Below are 16,909 nucleotides of genomic sequence, written 5' to 3' on the forward strand. Positions count from 1 at the left end.
GTCGATGACGCGGCCGCGCAATCGCCCCGACCGCGTCGCTGACGCGCTGCGTCAGGTGGTGCAACGGATCGATCCCGAGCGCCGGCTGGCCGCCTATCGGCTGTGGACGTTCTGGGCCGACGAGGTCGGACCGGCGGTCGCGGCGCGCGCCGAGCCGGCGTCGTATCGCGACGGCGTGCTCTCCGTGCGGGTCGCCGGCGCGGCCTGGATGCAGGAGCTGCAGTTCATGAAGGAGGAGCTGCGGCGGCGCTTGAACCAGCGGCTCGGCGCCGACCTGATCCGCGACATCTACTTCGTGTCCGGCCCGGCGCCGCGCCGCGCCACCCCCCGGCCGGCGCCTGCGGGACCACCGCGCGCGATCGAAGCGCCGATCGCGCTGCCCGAGGTGAGCGACCCCGCGCTCGCCGCCGTGCTGGCGCGCCTCGCCGACGCGGCTCGCACGCGCGGCCGTCGCTGACCCGGCCATCCCGGCGGGCGCCGGCCGGGCGCCGCCGCCGCGGGCGCCGGGCTCAGCCGCCCGGCGGCGCCTCCGGATCGCCGGGCGCCTGCACCAGCTCGATGAGCGTCCCGTCCGGGTCGGCGACGAACACCGCGGCGGCGCCGAATTCCGGGATCTCGATCAGCGTCTCGTCGAGCACCCGGCCGCCGAGGGCGCGCAGCGCCGGCAGGGTCGCGCGCAGATCGTCGACGCGCAACGAGAGGTGGGTGAGGCCGCGACCGTTCATCGGCCGCGGCGCGCCATCGCCGAGCGCGCCGGGCACGACGTAGTGCAACAGCTCGATGCGGGTGCCGTCACGTTCGAGGTACACCGCTTCGAGGTCCACGTCGGCCAGGCGCAGGAGGGTGGTCGACGGCGGTCCGCAGACGCGCAGCTCCGACCGGTGCCGAAAGCCGAGGCCGTCGCGATAGAAGGCGGTGGCGCGCGCCAGGTCGCTGACGCAGACGCCGATGTGGGTCATCCGCAGGATCGCCATCGTGCTCCTCAAGCGGTCAGGATTCGCCGTCGCGCCGCTTGCTCACCCGCACCGCGCCGCTCGCCGGGTCGAGCGACACCGCGGCACGCCCCTCGAGCAGCGCCATCAGCGCGTCGCCGGCGATGGCGTGGCGCCAGCCCTGCATGATCGGCAGCTCGGCCGCGGCGCCGGCGGCGTGGCGTTGCACCAGCAGTTGCAGGTCGGCGTTGGTCGCCAGCAGGGTGGGCGCGATCCCGGCCTCCTCGGCACGCAACCGCAGCACCGCCTGCAACAGCTCGACGACGCCGGTGGCGGGGGTGGCGGTCGGCGGAGGCGGCGGCTGCGGCCAGGTGTCCTTCGGGGTATCGAGCGCGGCGGCGATCCGCACCACCACGTCGGCGGCCTGCCGCTCGAGGTCGCGCGAGTGCACCGCGCGCAGGCCGCGCAGGCCGTCGACGGTGATCGGCGCCTTGCGCGCGATCTCCACCAGCGCCTCGTCGCGGACGATGCTGGCGCGCGGCTTGTTGCGCGTCCTGGCGATCTCCTCGCGCCACTCCGCCAGCGCCTTCAGCACCACCAGGCCGCGCGCCCGCAGCGAACCGCGGCCGCGCACCCGCAGCCACGCGTCGCCGGGCTCCATCGGAATGCTGCGCACCGTGCGCTCCAACCGCCGGCACTCCTCGACCGCCCATGCCCAGCGGCCGAGCTCGCTCAGGCGCGCCTTCAACGCGTCGCAGGCCGGCAGCAGGTAGCGGACGTCGTCCACCGCGTACGCGAGCTGCGCCTTGGTGAGCGGCCGCCGCGACCAGTCGGTGAGCGTCTCGCTCTTGTCGACGCTGACGCCGAGCAGCCGTTCCACGAGTTGCGCGTAGCCGACCTGCGCCCCGTAACCGCCGAGCGCGGCCGCCACCTGCGTATCGAGGATCGGCGTCGGCGCGCTCCCCGTCAGGCTGTGGAAGAGATCGAGGTCCTGCTGACCGGCGTGGAACACCTTCTCGACGCCGGGCGCCGCGAGCACCTCGAAGAACGGCGCCAGCGACGCCACCGCCCGGCAGTCGATCAACGCCACCTCGTCGGCAGTCGCGACCTGGATGAGCTCCAGCGCCGGCACATAGGTCCGCTCGCCGACGAATTCGGTATCGAGCGCGAACCGCGGCGCCGCCGCGAGATGGGCGCAGACGCGCCGCAGCGCCGCGTCGTCGTCCACATACGTCACCGGGAGGTCGTACGCCGCCCCGCGTCCACTGTTCATCCGCCCTGCCCCCCTGTGCTCCCGGCCGTCGCCCGCGGTCACGCGACGGACCCGACGCAGCCGAGCGCCAGCGCGAAGGCGGCGTCCGGCGACTCGTCCCAGCGCGCGAGGCGGAACCCGCTCCGCGCCAGCAGCCCCTCGACGCCGGGGCGCGTGAACTTGCGGCTGCACTCGGTGTGGATCGTCTCCCCGGCGGTGAACTCCACCACCAGGTCGAGCGCCGCGATCGACACCGCGTGCGCCTCGCGCGCCCGCAGGTGCATTTCGACCTGCGCCGCGTCGGCATTGAAGAACGCCACGTGATCGAAGCGGTCGGGGCGGAAATCGGCGCCGAGCTCGCGATTCAGCACCCGCAGGATGTTGCGGTTGAACTCCGCCGTGAGCCCGGCCGCGTCGTCGTACGCGGCCTCGAGCGTCGCCGCCGCCTTGACCAGATCCACCCCGAGCAACAGCGCGTCGCCCGGCTGCAGGCGCGCCGCGATCGAGCCCAACAGGCGCTCGTCGTGCGGCGGCTCGAAATTGCCGATCGAGCTGCCGAGATACGCCACCAGGCGGCGGCCGCGCGGCAGCGACGGCAGTCCGTCCTCGAAATCCGCCACCAGGCCGTGCACGCGCAGGCGCGGATAGGCGGCGCGCAACGCGCTCGCGCTCTGCCGCAGGATGCCGCCGCTGACGTCGATCGGCACGTACACCGGCCGCGCCTGATCGCGCTGCAGCGCATCGAGCAGGACGCGCGTCTTGCGCGAGGCGCCGCTGCCGAGCTCGATCAGATGCGACGGCGCCACCATCGCGATGATCGCGCCCGCCACGCGCCGCAGCAGCGCGTGCTCGGTTCGCGTCAGATAGTACTCCGGCAGATCGCAGATGGCGTCGAACAGTTGCGAGCCGCGATCGTCGTAAAAGTACTTCGGCGGCAGCCGCTTCGGGCGCCCCACGAGGCCGCGGCGCACGTCGTGCGCGAGGCGTTCGCGAAGGACGTGCGGCGCCCGGTGCTGCTCGATGTGCAGGAGGGGATCGACGGCGCTGGGGCCGGGGCTCGCGGACGTCATCGCGCTCGTCGTCAGCGACGTCGGGCCCCGCGCCGTGGCGGTTGCGAGCCCGTCGCCGGGACGTTCACGTTTTGCAACACAGGGCTGGCGGCTTGTCAACGCGGGGCCGCACCTTCCATGAGCGCGCGGCGCGGCGGACGCGCGCCCGCCGCGCCCGAGCGTTCCGTTGCAGGCGCACCGTCCATCCAGTATCGCGCCCGACAGTGGCGACCATCGACATCGAGGAGGTGCGCAAGGTCTATCCCGGCGGCCACGTCGCCCTGCACGAGGTCTCGCTGCGCATTGCCGGCGGCACGACGCTGGCCCTCCTCGGCCCCTCCGGCGGCGGCAAGACGACGCTGCTGAAGCTGATCAATCGCCTGCTCGAACCGAGCAGCGGGCGGGTGCGGATCGATGGCGCGGACGCCGCCGCGCTCGACCCCGTCCTGCTCCGCCGGCGCATCGGCTACGTCGTCCAGGACGCCGGCCTGTTTCCGCACCTGACGGCGGCCGCCAACGCCGCCATCGTGCCGCGCCTGCTCGGCTGGCCGGCTCCGCGCCGCCGCGCCCGGGTGCGCGAGTTGTTCGCCCTCCTCGGCCTCGACGACGCGCTCGCCAACCGCTACCCGGCGCAGCTCAGCGGTGGCCAGCGCCAGCGCGTCGGCCTGGCGCGGGCGCTCGCCGCCGACCCCGCCATCCTGCTGATGGACGAGCCGTTCGGAGCGCTCGATCCACTCATCCGCGTCCGCCTGCAGGACGAGTTCCGCGCCCTGCAGGCGCGGCTCGCCAAGACGGTGGTGCTGGTCACCCACGATGTCGACGAGGCGTTCCGCCTCGCCGATGCCGTCGCCGTGCTCGACGACGGCCGTCTGGTCCAGCTCGGCACGCCCTCGGCGATCCGGCGCGCGCCGGCGTCGCCGTTCGTCGCCGCCTTCGTCACCCGTCGCGACGCCGCGCCGCCATGAGCCGCGCCCTGCTGCTGCTCGCCGCCGCGCTGAGCGCGGCGCCGGCGCGCGCCAGCGCCGCGGACCCGCCGCGGGTCGTGGTCGGCGCCAAGAAGTTCACCGAGAGCGCCATCCTCGGCGAGCTCATGGCCCAGGTGCTGGAAACCCACGCCGGCGCCGTGGTCGAGCGCCGCTTCAACCTCGCCGGCACCCAGGTCTGCTACGACGGCCTGCGCAGCGGCGCCATCGACGTCTACGCGGAGTACACCGGCACCGCCCTGCGCAGCATCCTCGGCGCCGCCGACGCGCCCACCACCGCGGCGGCGGTGTTCGCCGAGGTCAGCGAGGCCTTCCGCAGCCGCGAGGGGCTCGTCTGGCTGGCCCCGTTCGGGTTCGACAACACGTACGTGCTGCTGATGCGGCCGGCGCGCGCCGCCGCGCTCGGCATCGCCACGGCCAGCGATCTCGCCGCCCATCCGCTGCGCTACGGCCTGTCGCACGAGTTCCTCGCCCGCCCCGATGGCATGCCCGGGCTGCGCGCCGCCTACCGCCTCGACGAGGCCCGCACCGTCGGGATGGAGCACGACCTCGCCTACCAGGCGCTGGCGAACGGCGACATCGACGTCGCCGACGGGTACGCCACCGACGCCAAGATCGCCGCCCTGGCCCTGCTGCCGCTGGCCGACGACCGCGCCTTCTTCCCGCCCTATCAGGCGGCGCCGTTCGCGCGCGCCGATCTCCTCGCCCGCGTCCCGGACGCCGAGGCCGCGCTGCGCCTGCTCGCCGGCCGCATCGACGCCGCGACCATGCGCCGCCTCAACGCCGCCGTCGAGATCGAGCGCCGCGCTCCGGAGGAGGTGGCCGCCGCCTTCCTGCGCGAGCTCGGGCTGGGAACGCGCGAGGTGGCGCCGACGCGCCGCGCCACGACGCTGGCCGGCGTGCTCTGGGAGCGACGCGCCATCACCGCCCGGCTCACCGCCCAGCACCTGCTGCTCACCGGCACGGCGCTGCTCGGCGCCGTGCTGATCGGCCTGCCGCTCGGCATCGTCGCCTCGCGGCGGCCGCTGCTCGCCGGGCTGGCACTGGCGAGCGCCGGCATCCTGCAGACCATCCCGTCGATCGCGCTGCTCGCCTTCATGCTGCCGCTGTTCGGCATCGGCACCGCGCCCGCGATCGCGGCGCTGTTCCTCTACGGGCTGCTGCCGATCCTCCGCAACACGGTCGCCGGGCTGCGCAGCGTCGATCCGCTGCTCATCGAGGTCGGACGCGGCGTCGGCATGCGGCCGCGCGACCTGCTGTGGCGCGTCGAGCTGCCGCTCGCGGCGCCGGTGGTCCTCGCCGGCATCCGCACCGCCGCCGTCATCAGCGTCGGCACCGCCACCCTCGCCGCCTTCATCGGCGCCGGCGGCCTCGGCGACCCCATCGTCACCGGCCTGTCGGTGACCGACGTCAACCTGGTGCTGAGCGGCGCACTGCCCGCGGCGCTGCTGGCGATCGCCGTCGACCTCGGGCTGCACGCGGTCGAGCGGCTCGCGACGCCGAGAGGCCTGCGGATCAAGGGCGCGTAGCGCCTTGCGGCGCCGCGCTGCTGGAGTTGCAGGTTGGTGCGCGCTCAGGCGCGCAAGCCGTCACCCGGCCTTGCCCAAGAATTCGCTGCTCCCGCGAGGCAGCCCCAGGTTGTTATTGAGTCTCGCAGAATATAGTGACGGGATCTAGAACAGCTCCGCTTGCTGCCAGAAGGCGGTCACCAGCGTGGGGCGGCGCTGCATTCGGCGCAAGGCGCGGCGCGCCACGGTGGTGAGCTGCGAGAAGTCCTTCGGACAGAAGTTGGGCAGCTCATGCTTCTTCCAGTACCCCCAGATGTATTCCACGGGGTTCAGCTCCGGCGCGTAGGCGGGCAGGTACTCCAGGTGAATCGCGCCGCGCTGGCGAGCGATGAAGTCCTTCACCAGTCGACTGCGGTGCTGCCGCAGCCCATCCCAGATGATGAGCAGCTTGCCGGGGAGGGCCCGTTGGAGACGGCCCAAGAAGTCGACGATCTCCGGACTCTTGATCGTGCCGGGGTACAGCCGGAAGTAGAACTGCCACCACGTTACGCCCGCGATCGCCGAGAGCGTCTTCCAGTGGAAGTGATACTGGAGGACCGGGGTCTGCCCCCGCGGCGCCCATGTCCGACAGCGGTGCGGGCGCTCACTGAGTCCGCTTTCATCGATGAAGACGATGGTGCGCCGCTCGCGGCGGGCTTTTTTTTAAGGGCGGGCCAGTGCTCGCGTTTCCACCAGCGGATACGGGCTTCGTCGCGCTCCAGGGCGCGCCCGGTCGGCCGCTGGCAGCTCCACCCGAGCTGCCGGAGCAAGCGCCAGACGTGGCCGGGATGGAAGCGCTCCGCGAACTCCTGCTCGATCAGCTCCGCGACGCGCCCGGTGGTCCACAACCCGGTGGGGTATCCGAGCGCTTCCGGGCCGCGCTGCAGGGCGCGTTCGAGCTGGCGGCGTTGCGAGGCGGTCAGGCGCGGTGGGCGCCCCGCGCGCCCCGCCTTCTTCAGCCCGGCCCGCCCGTGGGTCGCCAACTGCTGCACCCAGCGACTCACCGACTGGCGATGGACGCCCACCCGCCGCGCCACCTCGGCCGGTTTCACCCCGGCCTTCAGTAACCGCGCGGCCTCCAGTCGCCGCCGTTCCAACTCATCAAAATCCCGCTTCACCCCCGCCGGATTTCCCATGGATCGTCGTGTATCACATCCGCCGCTCAATGTCACTATATTTTACGATACTCAATAGGTTGCTAGGTTGTTAGGCCTGAACGGCCTCTGAGACTAACAACCTAACAACTAACAACCTAGCAACCTTTCTTGGGCAAAGCCCCGTCACCCGTCACCCCCTACCCCCCGGACCCCGCGTCTGCACCGGCGTCGCATCTCAGGAATTGTTCTCCACCCGTCCGATCGCGGCGAGGAACTTCTCGTGCACGATCTCGCAGGCGAGACGGTAGAGCTGCTCGCGATCCTTGTGCTGGGCGAGGAAGCCGAGCGGGATCTGGAAGGCGCCCTTGTTGCGCAGGTTGCCGCCACCGTACGGCGCGCCCCGTTCCTCGTCGACGCCGAAGGCGCGCTTGAGGAAGGCGTCGGGATTGATGGTGTCGCCGCGCGTCCGCAGCGAGCCCTCGATCGCCTTGCCGTCGACGATGCCGAACACCAGCACGGTGTCGATGCCGGCCCGGGTCAGCAGGAAGTCGGCCGCCTGGGGAATGCCGTCGCGGTGCTCCTTGCGGACGAAGCCGACGTCGCTGACGAGGAAATTGTCGTAGGTCTTCCGCCGCTCCAGCGCCGCCTGGATCATGTCCATCACCGCCGGGCTCACCGATTGCGCCGAGATCTTGCGCAGCAGCCCCTGATCGACGGCCGACGAGACGAACGCGGCGGCGAGGAAGTCGGCGCGCGAGGCTTCGAGCATGAGCCGGGTGTCGGTGCGGATGCCGTGCATCAGCGCCGTCGCCAGCTTGATGTGCTCGGGATCGTCGGGGTCGAGACCGTCGGGGTGGGCACCGCGCAGGTACTCGCACATGATCGCCGCCGTCGACCCGACCTCCTCGCGAACGTCGGTGAACTCGGCGACCGTCTCCTCGATCCGTTTGTGATGATCGACGCAGGCGACGAAGCGCTTGCCGGCGAGCGCCTCGACGATCGCCGGATCGATTCGCTGCGTGTCGACCAGGGCGTAGCCGGCGTACGCGGCGAGATCGCACCGCCCGTCGTACAGCCAGAGGTCGAGGTCGAGCTGGGTGACCAGGGCCTGGTTCTCCTGGTGGCTGACCTCGTGGAACGAGAGCAGCCGCGATTCGACGCCGTGCAGGCGCGCCAGGTGCTGCAGCGCCAGGCCGGAGGCGATGTTGTCGGGGTCCGGGTAGCCGGCGAGCAGGATCACCAGGCGCTCGCCGCGGTGCCGCTCGAGCACCCCGGCGAGCTCGGCCCACTTGCTGGCGAGATCGCCTTCGGCGCGGCGGACGGGCCGCAGGCGCGGTTCGGGCAGCGGCTCGACTGAACGATCAGCCATGCATCCTCCACTCACCCCGTCGTGCGACGTGGGTGGTTCGTCCCGCCCGGCCGCCCGCGCATCGGGAGCGCAGACGGCCGGCGCGACCTTGTGGAGGGTCGTCGGCTGGATCGTCCCCGATGATGAGCTCTGGCATACGGTGCGGGCTGTGGACGCCGCGGGCGTCCGGGTACGGTGACGGCGCGAGGCTAGCACCGCCCTTCCGGGCTGCCAATGGAGGGGAGCGGGCGCCACCCGCGCAGCAGCCTCTGAAGCCGCGCTAATGCCGTCGCCCGGCGGCCGCTCATCCGTTGTCCGCCGCGATCACCGCCGTGCCGCCCATGTAGGGCCGCAGGACCAGCGGCACCTGCACGCTGCCGTCCGCCTGCTGGTAGGTCTCGAGAACGGCGATCATCACCCGCGGCAGGGCCAGGCCGGAGCCGTTCAGGGTGTGCAGCAACTCGGGCTTGGCGCCGGGCGCCGGCCGGTAGCGGATGTTGGCGCGCCGCGCCTGGTAGTCGCGGAAGTTCGAGCACGACGACACCTCCAGCCACTCGCCGCAGCCGGGCGCCCAGACCTCGACGTCGTACTTCATCGCCGCCGCGTAGCTGAGATCGCCGGTGCACATCTGCACGACGCGATGCCGCAGGCCGAGCCGCCGGCAGACGTCCTCGGCGTCGTCGAGCAGCGACAACAGCTCGGCGTCGGAGGTCTCGGGGGCGACGAACTTCACCATCTCGACCTTGTCGAACTGGTGTCCGCGCTTGATGCCGCGGACGTCGCGCCCCGCCGACATCTTCTCGCGCCGGAAGCACGGCGTGTAGGCGACGTGGCGGATCGGCAGCCGGCCCGGCTCGAGGATCTCGTCGCGATAGAGGTTGGTCACCGGCACCTCGGCGGTGGGGACGAACCAGAAGTCCTCCTCGACGTCGCGGTACATCGTGTCGCCGAACTTCGGCAACTGCCCGGTGCCGATCGCGCACTCGGTGCGCACCATCGCCGGCGGGTACACCTCGCGATAGCCGTGCGCCGTCGTGTGCAGGTCGACCATCCAGTTGATCAGCGCCCGCTGCAGGCGCGCCCCGGCGCCGAGCAGCACGTAGAAGCGCGAACCGGCGATCTTCACCCCGCGCTCGAAGTCGACGATGCCGAGGGCCGGGCCGAGATCCCAGTGCGGCTGCGGCGCGAAGGCGAACGCCGGCGCGTCGCCGACCTCGCGCACGACGCGGTTGGCGCTCTCATCGGGACCCACCGGCACGTCCGGGTGCGGCAGGTTCGGCAGCTCGAACAGGGCCGCGGTGAACGCCGCTTCGGCGGCCGCCACCTGCTGCTCGACCTCGCCGATGCGGTCGCCGAGGGCGCGCATCTCGGCCACCACCCGCTCGCGCTCCGCCGGCGGCAGTGTGCCGACGCTCTTCGAGGTCGCGGCACGCGTCGCCCGCATCTGCTCCGCTTCGGTGATCAGCTTGCGGCGCCGCGCATCGGCGGCGAGGACGGCGTCGACCAGCTCGGGCGCGGTGCCCACCGTCGCCAGCGCGCGTTTCACCTCGTCCGGCCGCTCGCGGATCATCTTGATGTCGAGCATGCGCTGCCGGGTAGCACGCGCCCGGAGCCGGGGCCAGCCGCCCGGTTCGCCGCCCGGTTCGCCGTCCGTTTCGACGGCAATGCGCGCCGCGCCGCGGGCGCGACCAGCCCCTCCCGCCATCACCCGTCGTCACCGCCGAAAGCGCCGCGCACCAGCTCGCAGCGCGGCGCGGCGCCGTCGAGCCAGACGCCGACGAGGTCGAAGCGCAGCGGGCGACCGGACAGGCGATGGCGGCTCAGGTAGTCGGTCGCGGCGCTGACGATGCGGCGCTGCTGCGAGGCCGTCACGGCATCGAGCGGGCTGAGCAGCGGGCGGCGGCGCGTCTTCACCTCGACGAAGACGACGACCCGGCGGTCGAGGGCGACGAGGTCGATCTCGCCGGCGGCGCAGCGATAGTTGCGCGCCAGGATCACGTATCCGGCGCGGCGCAGCCACCGCTCGGCCGCATCCTGGCCGGCGCGCCCCGCGGTCTGCCGCTCGCGGGTCATCGTTCACAGCTCCCAGTCGATCGGGCGGTCGGGCTCGTAGACGCAGTACGTGCCGGTCTTGATGGCGTTCACGAGGTGGCGCCACAGCGGCTCGTCGTGGCGGCGGATGGCGCGCAACGCGCCGGCGACGCAGTTGCGCACGTTGACCCGCGCCCGCTCCTGCGCCGAGGTGGCGCCGCGCGTTCCATGGCGGCCGGCCGCGAGCTGGCGCGCCAGCATGTCGATCTCCCGCTGCGCCTGCTCGATCCGGCCGGGGTCGTTGTCGCGCTCCGCCGCCGCCTGCTCGGCGAGCAGCTCGCGCCAGCGGGCGCGATAGTCCAGGCGGGCGCGCCGGTCGAGCTCCGACTCGGTGCGCGCCGCCGCCACCACGCGCAGTCCGTGCTCGTCGAGCTCGCGCGCCGACAGGCCGGCGGCGCCGCCGCCCTCGGGGCGCATCAGCTCGACCACGTAGATCGGCCGGTGCGGCCGGCGCAGCAGCTCGACGATGTACTCGAAGCCGCGCCGGCCGCGCACGCGCGCCAGCCGCCCGGGCGACGCCAGGGTCCAGTAGTCGCCCTCGCGGCGGAAGACGAAGCCGCGGCGCGCCGGCGCGACGGGGGCCGCCGGAGCCGCGGCCGCCGGCGGGTTCTCGGGCAACTGCAGGCTGGCCAGCAGCGCCACCAGCAGCCGGTGCGCGCGCGCCGCGTCGCCGGCGGCGCCGCGCGCCAGCAGCACCCGCGCGTAGGCGAGCTGCGTGCGCGCCACCTCGACGGCGGCGCCGATCGTCGTCGCGGCGCGCAGGGCATCCTCGAGGTGCGCCGCCGCCACATCCGCCCGGCCGGCGGTCCCGGCCAGCAGCCCGAGATAGAGCGCCGCCGTGCCCGGCCAGAATCCGGACGGCGGCTCGGCGCCGCGGCGCGCGAACCCGGCGAGCAGGGCGTAGAGCCCGTCCGCGGCGCCGGCGTCGCCGCGGGCGACGCAGCGCTCGCACAGGATCCACACCTCGCCGAGCCGGAACACCTCCTCCGGCAGCTCGCCCAGGCGGCGCGAGCCGAGGAAGGCCCGCGCCCGATCGATGGCCGCCTCGGCGCTCGGCAGCGGAGCGCCAGCCGCCCCGTCGCAACATCCGTCGACGCTGTTCATGCCGCCTCCTTCCTGGTGGATGCCCACGCGCCAGCTAGCCGCGCCGCGCCGCGCGGCACAATGAGCGGGTCGACTCGATGCCCGCCGCTCGATGCCGCTCCTCGCTGCGCGGCGTGCACCGCCCGCCAGCGGCGGCCGCTGTGACCCGCCACTGACTGCGTTGCAGCTACCCATTGATGTGTCTTGACTGTCGGAATTTGGCGGACGTATCGGCGACGCAGGTGGAGGGAGACCGATGTTTCGCTATCTCATCCTCGGCATGCTCCGCGCCGGCAGCCGCCAGCACGGCTATGCGTTGGTCAAGGCGTACCGCGAGCGATCCGGGGTCGACGTCAGCACCGGCAACTTCTATCGCGAGCTGCAGCGACTGGTGCTCGACGGCCTGATCCGCAGCGCCGACAACCCGCCCGACGCCGACGCGCGGCGGACCCCGTACGAGATCACGCCGCTCGGCATCACCGTCTTCGACGAGTGGCTGACGGCGCACGACGCCGCCGCCGGCGGCTGGGCCGAGGACGAGATCTCCGCCCGCCTGCTGTTCGCCGACGAGGCCGACCCGCCGATCATGCTGAAGGTCCTCGACCGCCTGCAGGAGAACGTCTGGTTCTACGGCAAGAGCCTCGAACGCGCGCGCCGGCAGGCGATCGCCGAGGCCGACGCCGCCGATGCGCCGGCGGCCTTCCGCGTCCTGCCGCTGCTGCTCGGCCGGCGCCTCAAGCACGTCGCCGCCGACATCGAGTTCCTCGGCGAGCTGCGCACCCGGTACCAGGCCTTTCTCGACGACGCCGCCGCGCCGATGGTGGCGGAGAGCGCCAGCGAGCCGGCGCGCGCCCTGCGCGCCGCCGCGCGCCGGCGCCGATGAGCGAGTCCCGTGCGCCGCGCCATGGCGAGCCGTCGCCCCCGGAGCGCGCCGCGGCCGGCGCCGCGCCGGCGCGATGAGGAGGAGGAGCGCATGCCGAACCCGCCGGCCGTCCAGCTCGACCGGGTCAGCAAGCATTACGCGCAGGGGCGTGCCGCGGTGCCGGCGCTGCGCGACGTCAGCCTCGCGGTCGCGCGCGGCGAGTTCCTCTCGATCATGGGCGCCAGCGGCTCCGGCAAGAGCACGCTGCTCAACCTGATCGCCGGACTCGACACGCCCGACACCGGCCGGGTGCGGGTCGCCGGCGCGGATCTGGCGGCGCTCTCCGACGACGCGCGCAGCGACATCCGCCTGCGCCACGTCGGCATCGTCTTCCAGAACTTCAATCTCTTCCCCAGCTTCAGCGTCGAGGAGAACATCGCCTGGCCGCTCGAGCTGCACGGCCACGGGGCCCGCGCCGCCGCCGCCCGCGCCCGCGAGCTGCTGGCGCAGGTCGGCGTCGACGTCGCCACCGCCCGCCGCCGGCCCGCCGAGCTGTCGGGCGGCGAGCAGCAACGCGTCGCCATCGCCCGCGCCCTGATCACCGCGCCGACGCTGCTGCTCGCCGACGAACCGACCGGCAATCTCGATTCGCTCACCGGCCAGGCGATCCTCGATCTCCTGCGCCAGCTCAACGACGAGCGCGGCGTGACGGTGATCATGGTGACCCACAGCACCTTCGCCGCCACCTACGGCCACCGCACCGTCGAGCTGCGCGACGGCCAGATCGTCCGCGAGGTGCAGACGCCGCGCGTCGAGGGCGCCCGGGTGATTCCGCTGTTCGAGTGAGGGGCCAGGGCGGAGCGCCGCCGCGGCGTTACCTGGCGCCCGGGGCGTAGGAGCCCCACTCCAGCGCCGGTTGGGTGAAGAGCTCGTCCGGCAGGGAGAGGTCGAAGGTGACGCGCTCGAAGCTGATGATGGTCCGGCTCCCCGCCGCCGGCGTGTGCACCTCGGCGCGGAACGGCACCGGGATCGCCCCGACGCGGCGGATGTCGCGCTGCTCGATGCGGCGCGTCGGCATCGCGTCGCCGCCGCGCCCGAACCACCCGCGCGCCGGCGCCTGCTCGTGGAGGTCGACGCGGCGGGCGACCAGGTCGTCGCGCCCCAGCCAGAGGACGATGCGCTGGTAGCCGATGTCCTCGCGCACCGGCGTCAGCTCGATGACGTGGCACGGCACGCCGTCGATCGTCTCCTCGCCCCGCCGCGCCGCCGTCGCGTCCGCCTCGCTCCAGTGCGGCATCTCCGCCAGCAGGTCGAGGTCGTGATAGGTGAGGTCGGTGCCGACGAAGCCGCTGTGGCGCGCCGCGCCGCCCACCCGGCGGGCGCGGCGGAGCTCGGGCAGGTAGAGCCACTGGTCGGCGGCGCGATCCGGGTGCGTGACGCCGAGGAACGCGGTGCCCCTGGCGCTCGCCGGCGCCGAGAAGAAGGCGATGGTGCGCTGCTCGCCGGGCGCGGTCTTCTTGTCGAAGAGATCCAGCGTCATCGACCGCGGCGCGTGCTCCGGGGTCACGACCTCCATCGCCAGTCGCTGATGGCGGTCGCTCCAACGGCGCGCCCCCTCGTCGAGGGCGCGCTGGCGGTCGAGGATCTGGCGCGCCGTCTCCTCCTCGGCAGCGAGCGCCGGGGACGCCGCCACCAGGCCGCTCACCAGCAACCCGCACAGGCCGCACGTCAGATGGCGCGCCGCGCCGGTCATTCCGACTCCATCGACAACGTCCTGGCGCGATACAGCGGCGGCGAGTCGTACACGACGTGGCCGTGGACGCCGATGAACTCGTCGAACTTCGCCGCCAGCTCGCGCTGGCCGATGTTGTTGTTCCAGCGCTCGTAGGCGGCGCGATCGCGGAAGGCGATGACCGTGGTCATCGGCGGTCCGCGGCGGGCGCGGTCGACCGTGGTCTCGATGCTGACGACGCCGCCGAAGGCCCGCAGCGCCGGCACGAAGGTCTGCTGCAGCCACTGCTCGAAGGCCGTCAGCTTGTCCGGCAGGATGTCGTAGGTCTGCACCAGGAACACCTGCGCCGCCACCGTGGGCGGCGCCGGCAGCGGCGCGGCCGGCGTCGGCGCCGACGGCGCGACGACGTTGGTCGGCACCGGCCCGGCCCCGGGCGTGATCGCCGGCGGCGCGTGGCAGGCCTCGCCGCCGCTGGTGAGACTGGCGAGGAAGACGACGAGGTCCTGCAATTGCGCCACCGTCAGGTCCGGGTAGGCCGGCATCGTCGAGTGCCCATCGGACGTGAGGTAGCCGGCGCCCTCGACCCGCACCGCCTGCGGGTTGACGATCGATTCGAGGAAGTAGACCGGCGGGTGGTGCGAGCCCATGCCGGTGAGCTCCGGCCCGGGTTGCCGCTGCGCCGGCGGCACCTCCGGCAGGTTGGCGCCCTGCACGACGTGGCAGTTGTGGCAGCCCTGGGTGATGAACAACTGCCGCCCGCTCAGGACGTCGCCGGGGATGAGCGCCAGCTCCCACCCCGGCGGCACGCCGCCGGCCGCATGGAGGGCCTCCATGGTGATGCGCACCGACTTCGGCGTCGGCGGCGCGCTCTGCGCGAACGCCGTGGCGACGAGGAGGACGAGGAGGCCGGCGGCCAGGGCGCCGCGAGAACGGGATGCGGTCATGTCGGCTCGGGAGCGATGTCCTCCAGACTTCGCCCAGCGGTCTCGGGAAAGGCAAGCGCGACGATCAACGGCCCGAGCAGCGCGCCGGCGAGCATCAGCGAGATCGCCTGCCAGTGCGAGCCGAGCGCGCCGTAGAGCAGCGATTCCACCGCCAGGCCGAGCGCGCCGCCGAGCGTGGCGACGATGGCGCGCGCCCCCGTGGCCGTGCTGCGGTACGAGGTCGGGAACAGCTCGGCGCCGAAGCTGGCCTGCAGGACGTCGTGTCCGACGACGGCGAAGATGAGCGCGATCCACAGCACCGGCAGCCACCAGCCGGCGGCGTTGTAGAAGGCGATGGCGAGCGACAGCACGGTGACGCCGAAGGCGACCGTCACCGGCCGCCGGCCGACGCGATCGCTGAGCCGGCCGGCGTAGGCCGAGCCGGCGATCGCCAGCCCGCCACCGAGCACGTAGAGCACGGCGACCCGCGCCGGCGACCAGCCGTGCGCGTCCTGCAGGTACTTCGGGCCCATGAAGTCGGCCGCCGCGCCGCCGGCCGAGAACACGAACGCCACCGCCGCGACGGCGGCGAAGCGCCCGGGATAGGCCCGCGCCAGGGCGACGATCGGCGCCAGCGCCGGCGTGCGGGTCAGCGCCGCGGCCCGCGCCTCGCTGAAGCCGCCGTCTCCGGCAACACCCGCCGCCAGTAGGCGACCACCGTCAGCGGCACGACGCCGACCGCGAACAGCGCCCGCCAGTTGAGCCCCAGCCACTCGAAGAGCGGAAACAGCAGCGCCGCCAGACCGACGCCGCAGGACTGGATCGCGAACAGCGCGCCGATGCCCCAGCCGCGCACCTCCGCGTCCAGCTCCTCGGCGATCACCACCACCGCCAGCATCGACTCGGCGGCGGTGAAGATGTGGGCCAGGAACTGGAAGGCGACGAAGCTGCGGGCGTCGGGCGCCAGCGCCGTCGCCGCCGTGCAGACGGTGTAGCCGACGATCGTCGCCAGCAGGACGCGCCGCCGGCCGACGCGGTCGGCGGCGACGGTGGCGAGGAACGCCGGCAGCGCGCCGAGGCGGACGATCGAGCCCAGCCAGCCGACGTCCGCCTCGGCGATGCCGAGGCTCGACTGGATCTGCGGCAGCGCCAGGGCGAACAGCGCGCGGTCGTACTGATCGAACAGCGTGGCGATCGACACCAGCCCCAGCACCTGCCACTGGCGCGGCGTCAGCGCCGGCGCCCGGCCGAGAAACGGCGCCAGGCGCAGCCAGCGCGGCGGACGCGCCTCGATCGCCGATGCCATGCGCCGCGCTCTCTAGCGCGTCGCCGCGGGCGAACGCGAATTCCCCGCGCGACGCGGGGTCGCGCCTGGCCACGCCGGGTCATCTGTGGTTCCCTGCCGCGGCGATGAAGCACTTCTCGATGCTCCGCAGCTTTCACGCCGCCGACCTCTTCACCATGGCGAACGGCGGCTGCGGCGTCCTGGCGGTCTTCCACGCCATGCAGTTCCACGGCGGCGGCGGCGCGCGCGCGCTGTGGATCGCGGCGGCCCTGGTGCCGTTGGCCATCGTCTTCGACGTGCTCGACGGCCGCGTCGCGCGCTGGCGCCATCGCCAGTCGCCGATGGGACGCGAGCTCGACTCGCTCGCCGACGTCATCTCCTTCGGCGTGGCGCCGGCGGCGATCGCCTACGCGGTCGGCCTCGCGACCGCGCTCGACCAGCTCGTCCTCGTCGCCTTCGTCCTCTGCGGCCTCAGCCGCCTGGCGCGCTACAACGTCACCGCCGAATCGCTCAGCGACGCCGACGGCGCGGTGACGCATTTCGAAGGCACGCCGATCCCGACCAGCATCGTGCCGCTCGCGCTGCTGCTGCTCGCCTACGCGACCGACCACCTGGGCGCCGTGACGACGCTCGGCCTTGCCTGGCATCTCCCGGTGCTGCTCTTCGCCGCGTCGGGCAGCCTGATGATCAGCAAGACGCTGCGCATCCCGAAGCCGTGACGTCGC

At 73.2% G+C, this 16,909-nt stretch carries 17 protein-coding genes and 1 pseudogene; 6 read left to right on the plus strand and 12 right to left on the minus strand.

Going from position 1 to position 16,909, the window contains the following annotated elements; translation table 11 throughout:
• Window positions 1-4: 4 nt before the first annotated feature.
• Window positions 5-457, plus strand: coding sequence for a DUF721 domain-containing protein (locus KF840_15555; protein MBX3026324.1), 453 nt, complete (start codon window positions 5-7; stop codon window positions 455-457).
• 52 nt (window positions 458-509) lie between these two features.
• Here the strand turns inward: KF840_15555 and KF840_15560 are convergent, their stop codons facing one another.
• From KF840_15560 to egtD, 3 genes are read right to left on the minus strand one after another with little or no spacing between them, the layout of a single operon-like run.
• Entirely contained in the window at window positions 510-974 is a 465-nt protein-coding gene (locus KF840_15560) for a VOC family protein (GenBank protein ID MBX3026325.1), read from the minus strand.
• A 16-nt stretch (window positions 975-990) separates the two neighbouring features.
• Window positions 991-2,205 (minus strand): ribonuclease D, encoded by a 1,215-nt coding sequence (gene rnd, locus KF840_15565; protein MBX3026326.1) that lies wholly within the window; start codon window positions 2,203-2,205, stop codon window positions 991-993.
• Between the two features lie 38 nt (window positions 2,206-2,243).
• Window positions 2,244-3,254 (minus strand): L-histidine N(alpha)-methyltransferase, encoded by a 1,011-nt coding sequence (egtD, locus tag KF840_15570; GenBank protein ID MBX3026327.1) that lies wholly within the window; start codon window positions 3,252-3,254, stop codon window positions 2,244-2,246.
• A 203-nt stretch (window positions 3,255-3,457) separates the two neighbouring features.
• Here egtD and KF840_15575 point away from each other — a divergent pair, with 203 nt between their 5' ends.
• Together KF840_15575 and KF840_15580 are read left to right on the plus strand one after the other, a co-directional pair.
• Window positions 3,458-4,198, plus strand: a complete 741-nt coding sequence (locus KF840_15575; GenBank protein ID MBX3026328.1) for an ATP-binding cassette domain-containing protein — start codon at window positions 3,458-3,460, stop codon at window positions 4,196-4,198.
• Entirely contained in the window at window positions 4,195-5,745 is a 1,551-nt protein-coding gene (locus tag KF840_15580; protein ID MBX3026329.1) for an ABC transporter permease subunit, read from the plus strand. The genes KF840_15575 and KF840_15580 overlap by 4 nt, the downstream gene beginning before the upstream one ends.
• Before the next feature lie 144 nt (window positions 5,746-5,889).
• Here the strand turns inward: KF840_15580 and KF840_15585 are convergent.
• The 5 genes and pseudogenes from KF840_15585 to KF840_15605 all read right to left on the minus strand — a co-directional run bounded on the left by KF840_15585 (window position 5,890) and on the right by KF840_15605 (window position 11,403).
• A pseudogene (locus tag KF840_15585) lies at window positions 5,890-6,899 on the minus strand (IS630 family transposase).
• A 196-nt stretch (window positions 6,900-7,095) separates the two neighbouring features.
• On the minus strand, window positions 7,096-8,229 hold the full coding sequence (locus KF840_15590) for a DHH family phosphoesterase (protein MBX3026330.1): 1,134 nt from the start codon (window positions 8,227-8,229) through the stop codon (window positions 7,096-7,098).
• 283 nt (window positions 8,230-8,512) lie between these two features.
• Window positions 8,513-9,793, minus strand: a complete 1,281-nt coding sequence (gene serS / locus KF840_15595; GenBank protein MBX3026331.1) for a serine--tRNA ligase — start codon at window positions 9,791-9,793, stop codon at window positions 8,513-8,515.
• Between the two features lie 119 nt (window positions 9,794-9,912).
• Window positions 9,913-10,281, minus strand: a complete 369-nt coding sequence (locus KF840_15600; GenBank protein ID MBX3026332.1) for a YraN family protein — start codon at window positions 10,279-10,281, stop codon at window positions 9,913-9,915.
• Window positions 10,282-10,284: 3 nt separating this feature from the next.
• Window positions 10,285-11,403, minus strand: a complete 1,119-nt coding sequence (locus tag KF840_15605) for a hypothetical protein (protein MBX3026333.1) — start codon at window positions 11,401-11,403, stop codon at window positions 10,285-10,287.
• Between the two features lie 235 nt (window positions 11,404-11,638).
• On the opposite strand from KF840_15605, the gene KF840_15610 reads away from it, so the two are divergent.
• Window positions 11,639-12,265, plus strand: coding sequence for a PadR family transcriptional regulator (locus tag KF840_15610; GenBank protein MBX3026334.1), 627 nt, complete (start codon window positions 11,639-11,641; stop codon window positions 12,263-12,265).
• A 90-nt stretch (window positions 12,266-12,355) separates the two neighbouring features.
• A complete protein-coding gene (locus KF840_15615) occupies window positions 12,356-13,090 on the plus strand; it encodes an ABC transporter ATP-binding protein (protein ID MBX3026335.1) in 735 nt (244 codons plus the stop codon).
• 28 nt (window positions 13,091-13,118) lie between these two features.
• Here the strand turns inward: KF840_15615 and KF840_15620 are convergent, their stop codons facing one another.
• The 4 genes from KF840_15620 to KF840_15635 form a co-directional block, all read right to left on the minus strand.
• Window positions 13,119-13,997 carry an outer membrane lipoprotein-sorting protein gene (locus tag KF840_15620; GenBank protein ID MBX3026336.1) on the minus strand — a complete coding sequence of 293 codons (879 nt, stop codon included), beginning with the start codon at window positions 13,995-13,997 and terminating at the stop codon, window positions 13,119-13,121.
• Window positions 13,994-14,920: a cytochrome c gene (locus KF840_15625; protein MBX3026337.1), complete on the minus strand. Its 927-nt coding sequence runs from the start codon at window positions 14,918-14,920 to the stop codon at window positions 13,994-13,996. The genes KF840_15620 and KF840_15625 overlap by 4 nt, the downstream gene beginning before the upstream one ends.
• Window positions 14,917-15,474: an MFS transporter gene (locus KF840_15630; protein MBX3026338.1), complete on the minus strand. Its 558-nt coding sequence runs from the start codon at window positions 15,472-15,474 to the stop codon at window positions 14,917-14,919. The genes KF840_15625 and KF840_15630 overlap by 4 nt, the downstream gene beginning before the upstream one ends.
• A 74-nt stretch (window positions 15,475-15,548) precedes the next feature.
• Window positions 15,549-16,205 (minus strand): MFS transporter, encoded by a 657-nt coding sequence (locus KF840_15635; protein ID MBX3026339.1) that lies wholly within the window; start codon window positions 16,203-16,205, stop codon window positions 15,549-15,551.
• Between the two features lie 119 nt (window positions 16,206-16,324).
• On the opposite strand from KF840_15635, the gene pssA reads away from it, so the two are divergent.
• A complete protein-coding gene (gene pssA, locus KF840_15640) occupies window positions 16,325-16,903 on the plus strand; it encodes a CDP-diacylglycerol--serine O-phosphatidyltransferase (GenBank protein ID MBX3026340.1) in 579 nt (192 codons plus the stop codon).
• Window positions 16,904-16,909: the final 6 nt, after the last annotated feature.

The sequence above is a fragment of the bacterium genome (assembly GCA_019637795.1).
Classification (GTDB): domain Bacteria; phylum Desulfobacterota; class Binatia; order HRBIN30; family CADEER01; genus JAHBUY01.

Excerpts from the sequence above, each read along its gene's own strand:
- KF840_15600 (MBX3026332.1), bottom strand. The coding sequence starts at position 10,281 with ATGACCCGCGAGCGGCAGACCGCGGGGCGCGCCGGCCAGGATGCGGCC.
- KF840_15635 (MBX3026339.1), bottom strand. The coding sequence starts at position 16,205 with ATGGCATCGGCGATCGAGGCGCGTCCGCCGCGCTGGCTGCGCCTGGCG.
- serS (MBX3026331.1), bottom strand. The coding sequence starts at position 9,793 with ATGCTCGACATCAAGATGATCCGCGAGCGGCCGGACGAGGTGAAACGC.
- rnd (MBX3026326.1), bottom strand. The coding sequence starts at position 2,205 with ATGAACAGTGGACGCGGGGCGGCGTACGACCTCCCGGTGACGTATGTG.
- KF840_15620 (MBX3026336.1), bottom strand. The coding sequence starts at position 13,997 with ATGACCGGCGCGGCGCGCCATCTGACGTGCGGCCTGTGCGGGTTGCTG.
- KF840_15555 (MBX3026324.1), top strand. The coding sequence starts at position 5 with ATGACGCGGCCGCGCAATCGCCCCGACCGCGTCGCTGACGCGCTGCGT.
- KF840_15560 (MBX3026325.1), bottom strand. The coding sequence starts at position 974 with ATGGCGATCCTGCGGATGACCCACATCGGCGTCTGCGTCAGCGACCTG.
- KF840_15580 (MBX3026329.1), top strand. The coding sequence starts at position 4,195 with ATGAGCCGCGCCCTGCTGCTGCTCGCCGCCGCGCTGAGCGCGGCGCCG.
- KF840_15625 (MBX3026337.1), bottom strand. The coding sequence starts at position 14,920 with ATGACCGCATCCCGTTCTCGCGGCGCCCTGGCCGCCGGCCTCCTCGTC.
- egtD (MBX3026327.1), bottom strand. The coding sequence starts at position 3,254 with ATGACGTCCGCGAGCCCCGGCCCCAGCGCCGTCGATCCCCTCCTGCAC.
- KF840_15610 (MBX3026334.1), top strand. The coding sequence starts at position 11,639 with ATGTTTCGCTATCTCATCCTCGGCATGCTCCGCGCCGGCAGCCGCCAG.
- pssA (MBX3026340.1), top strand. The coding sequence starts at position 16,325 with ATGCTCCGCAGCTTTCACGCCGCCGACCTCTTCACCATGGCGAACGGC.
- KF840_15605 (MBX3026333.1), bottom strand. The coding sequence starts at position 11,403 with ATGAACAGCGTCGACGGATGTTGCGACGGGGCGGCTGGCGCTCCGCTG.
- KF840_15590 (MBX3026330.1), bottom strand. The coding sequence starts at position 8,229 with ATGGCTGATCGTTCAGTCGAGCCGCTGCCCGAACCGCGCCTGCGGCCC.
- KF840_15615 (MBX3026335.1), top strand. The coding sequence starts at position 12,356 with ATGCCGAACCCGCCGGCCGTCCAGCTCGACCGGGTCAGCAAGCATTAC.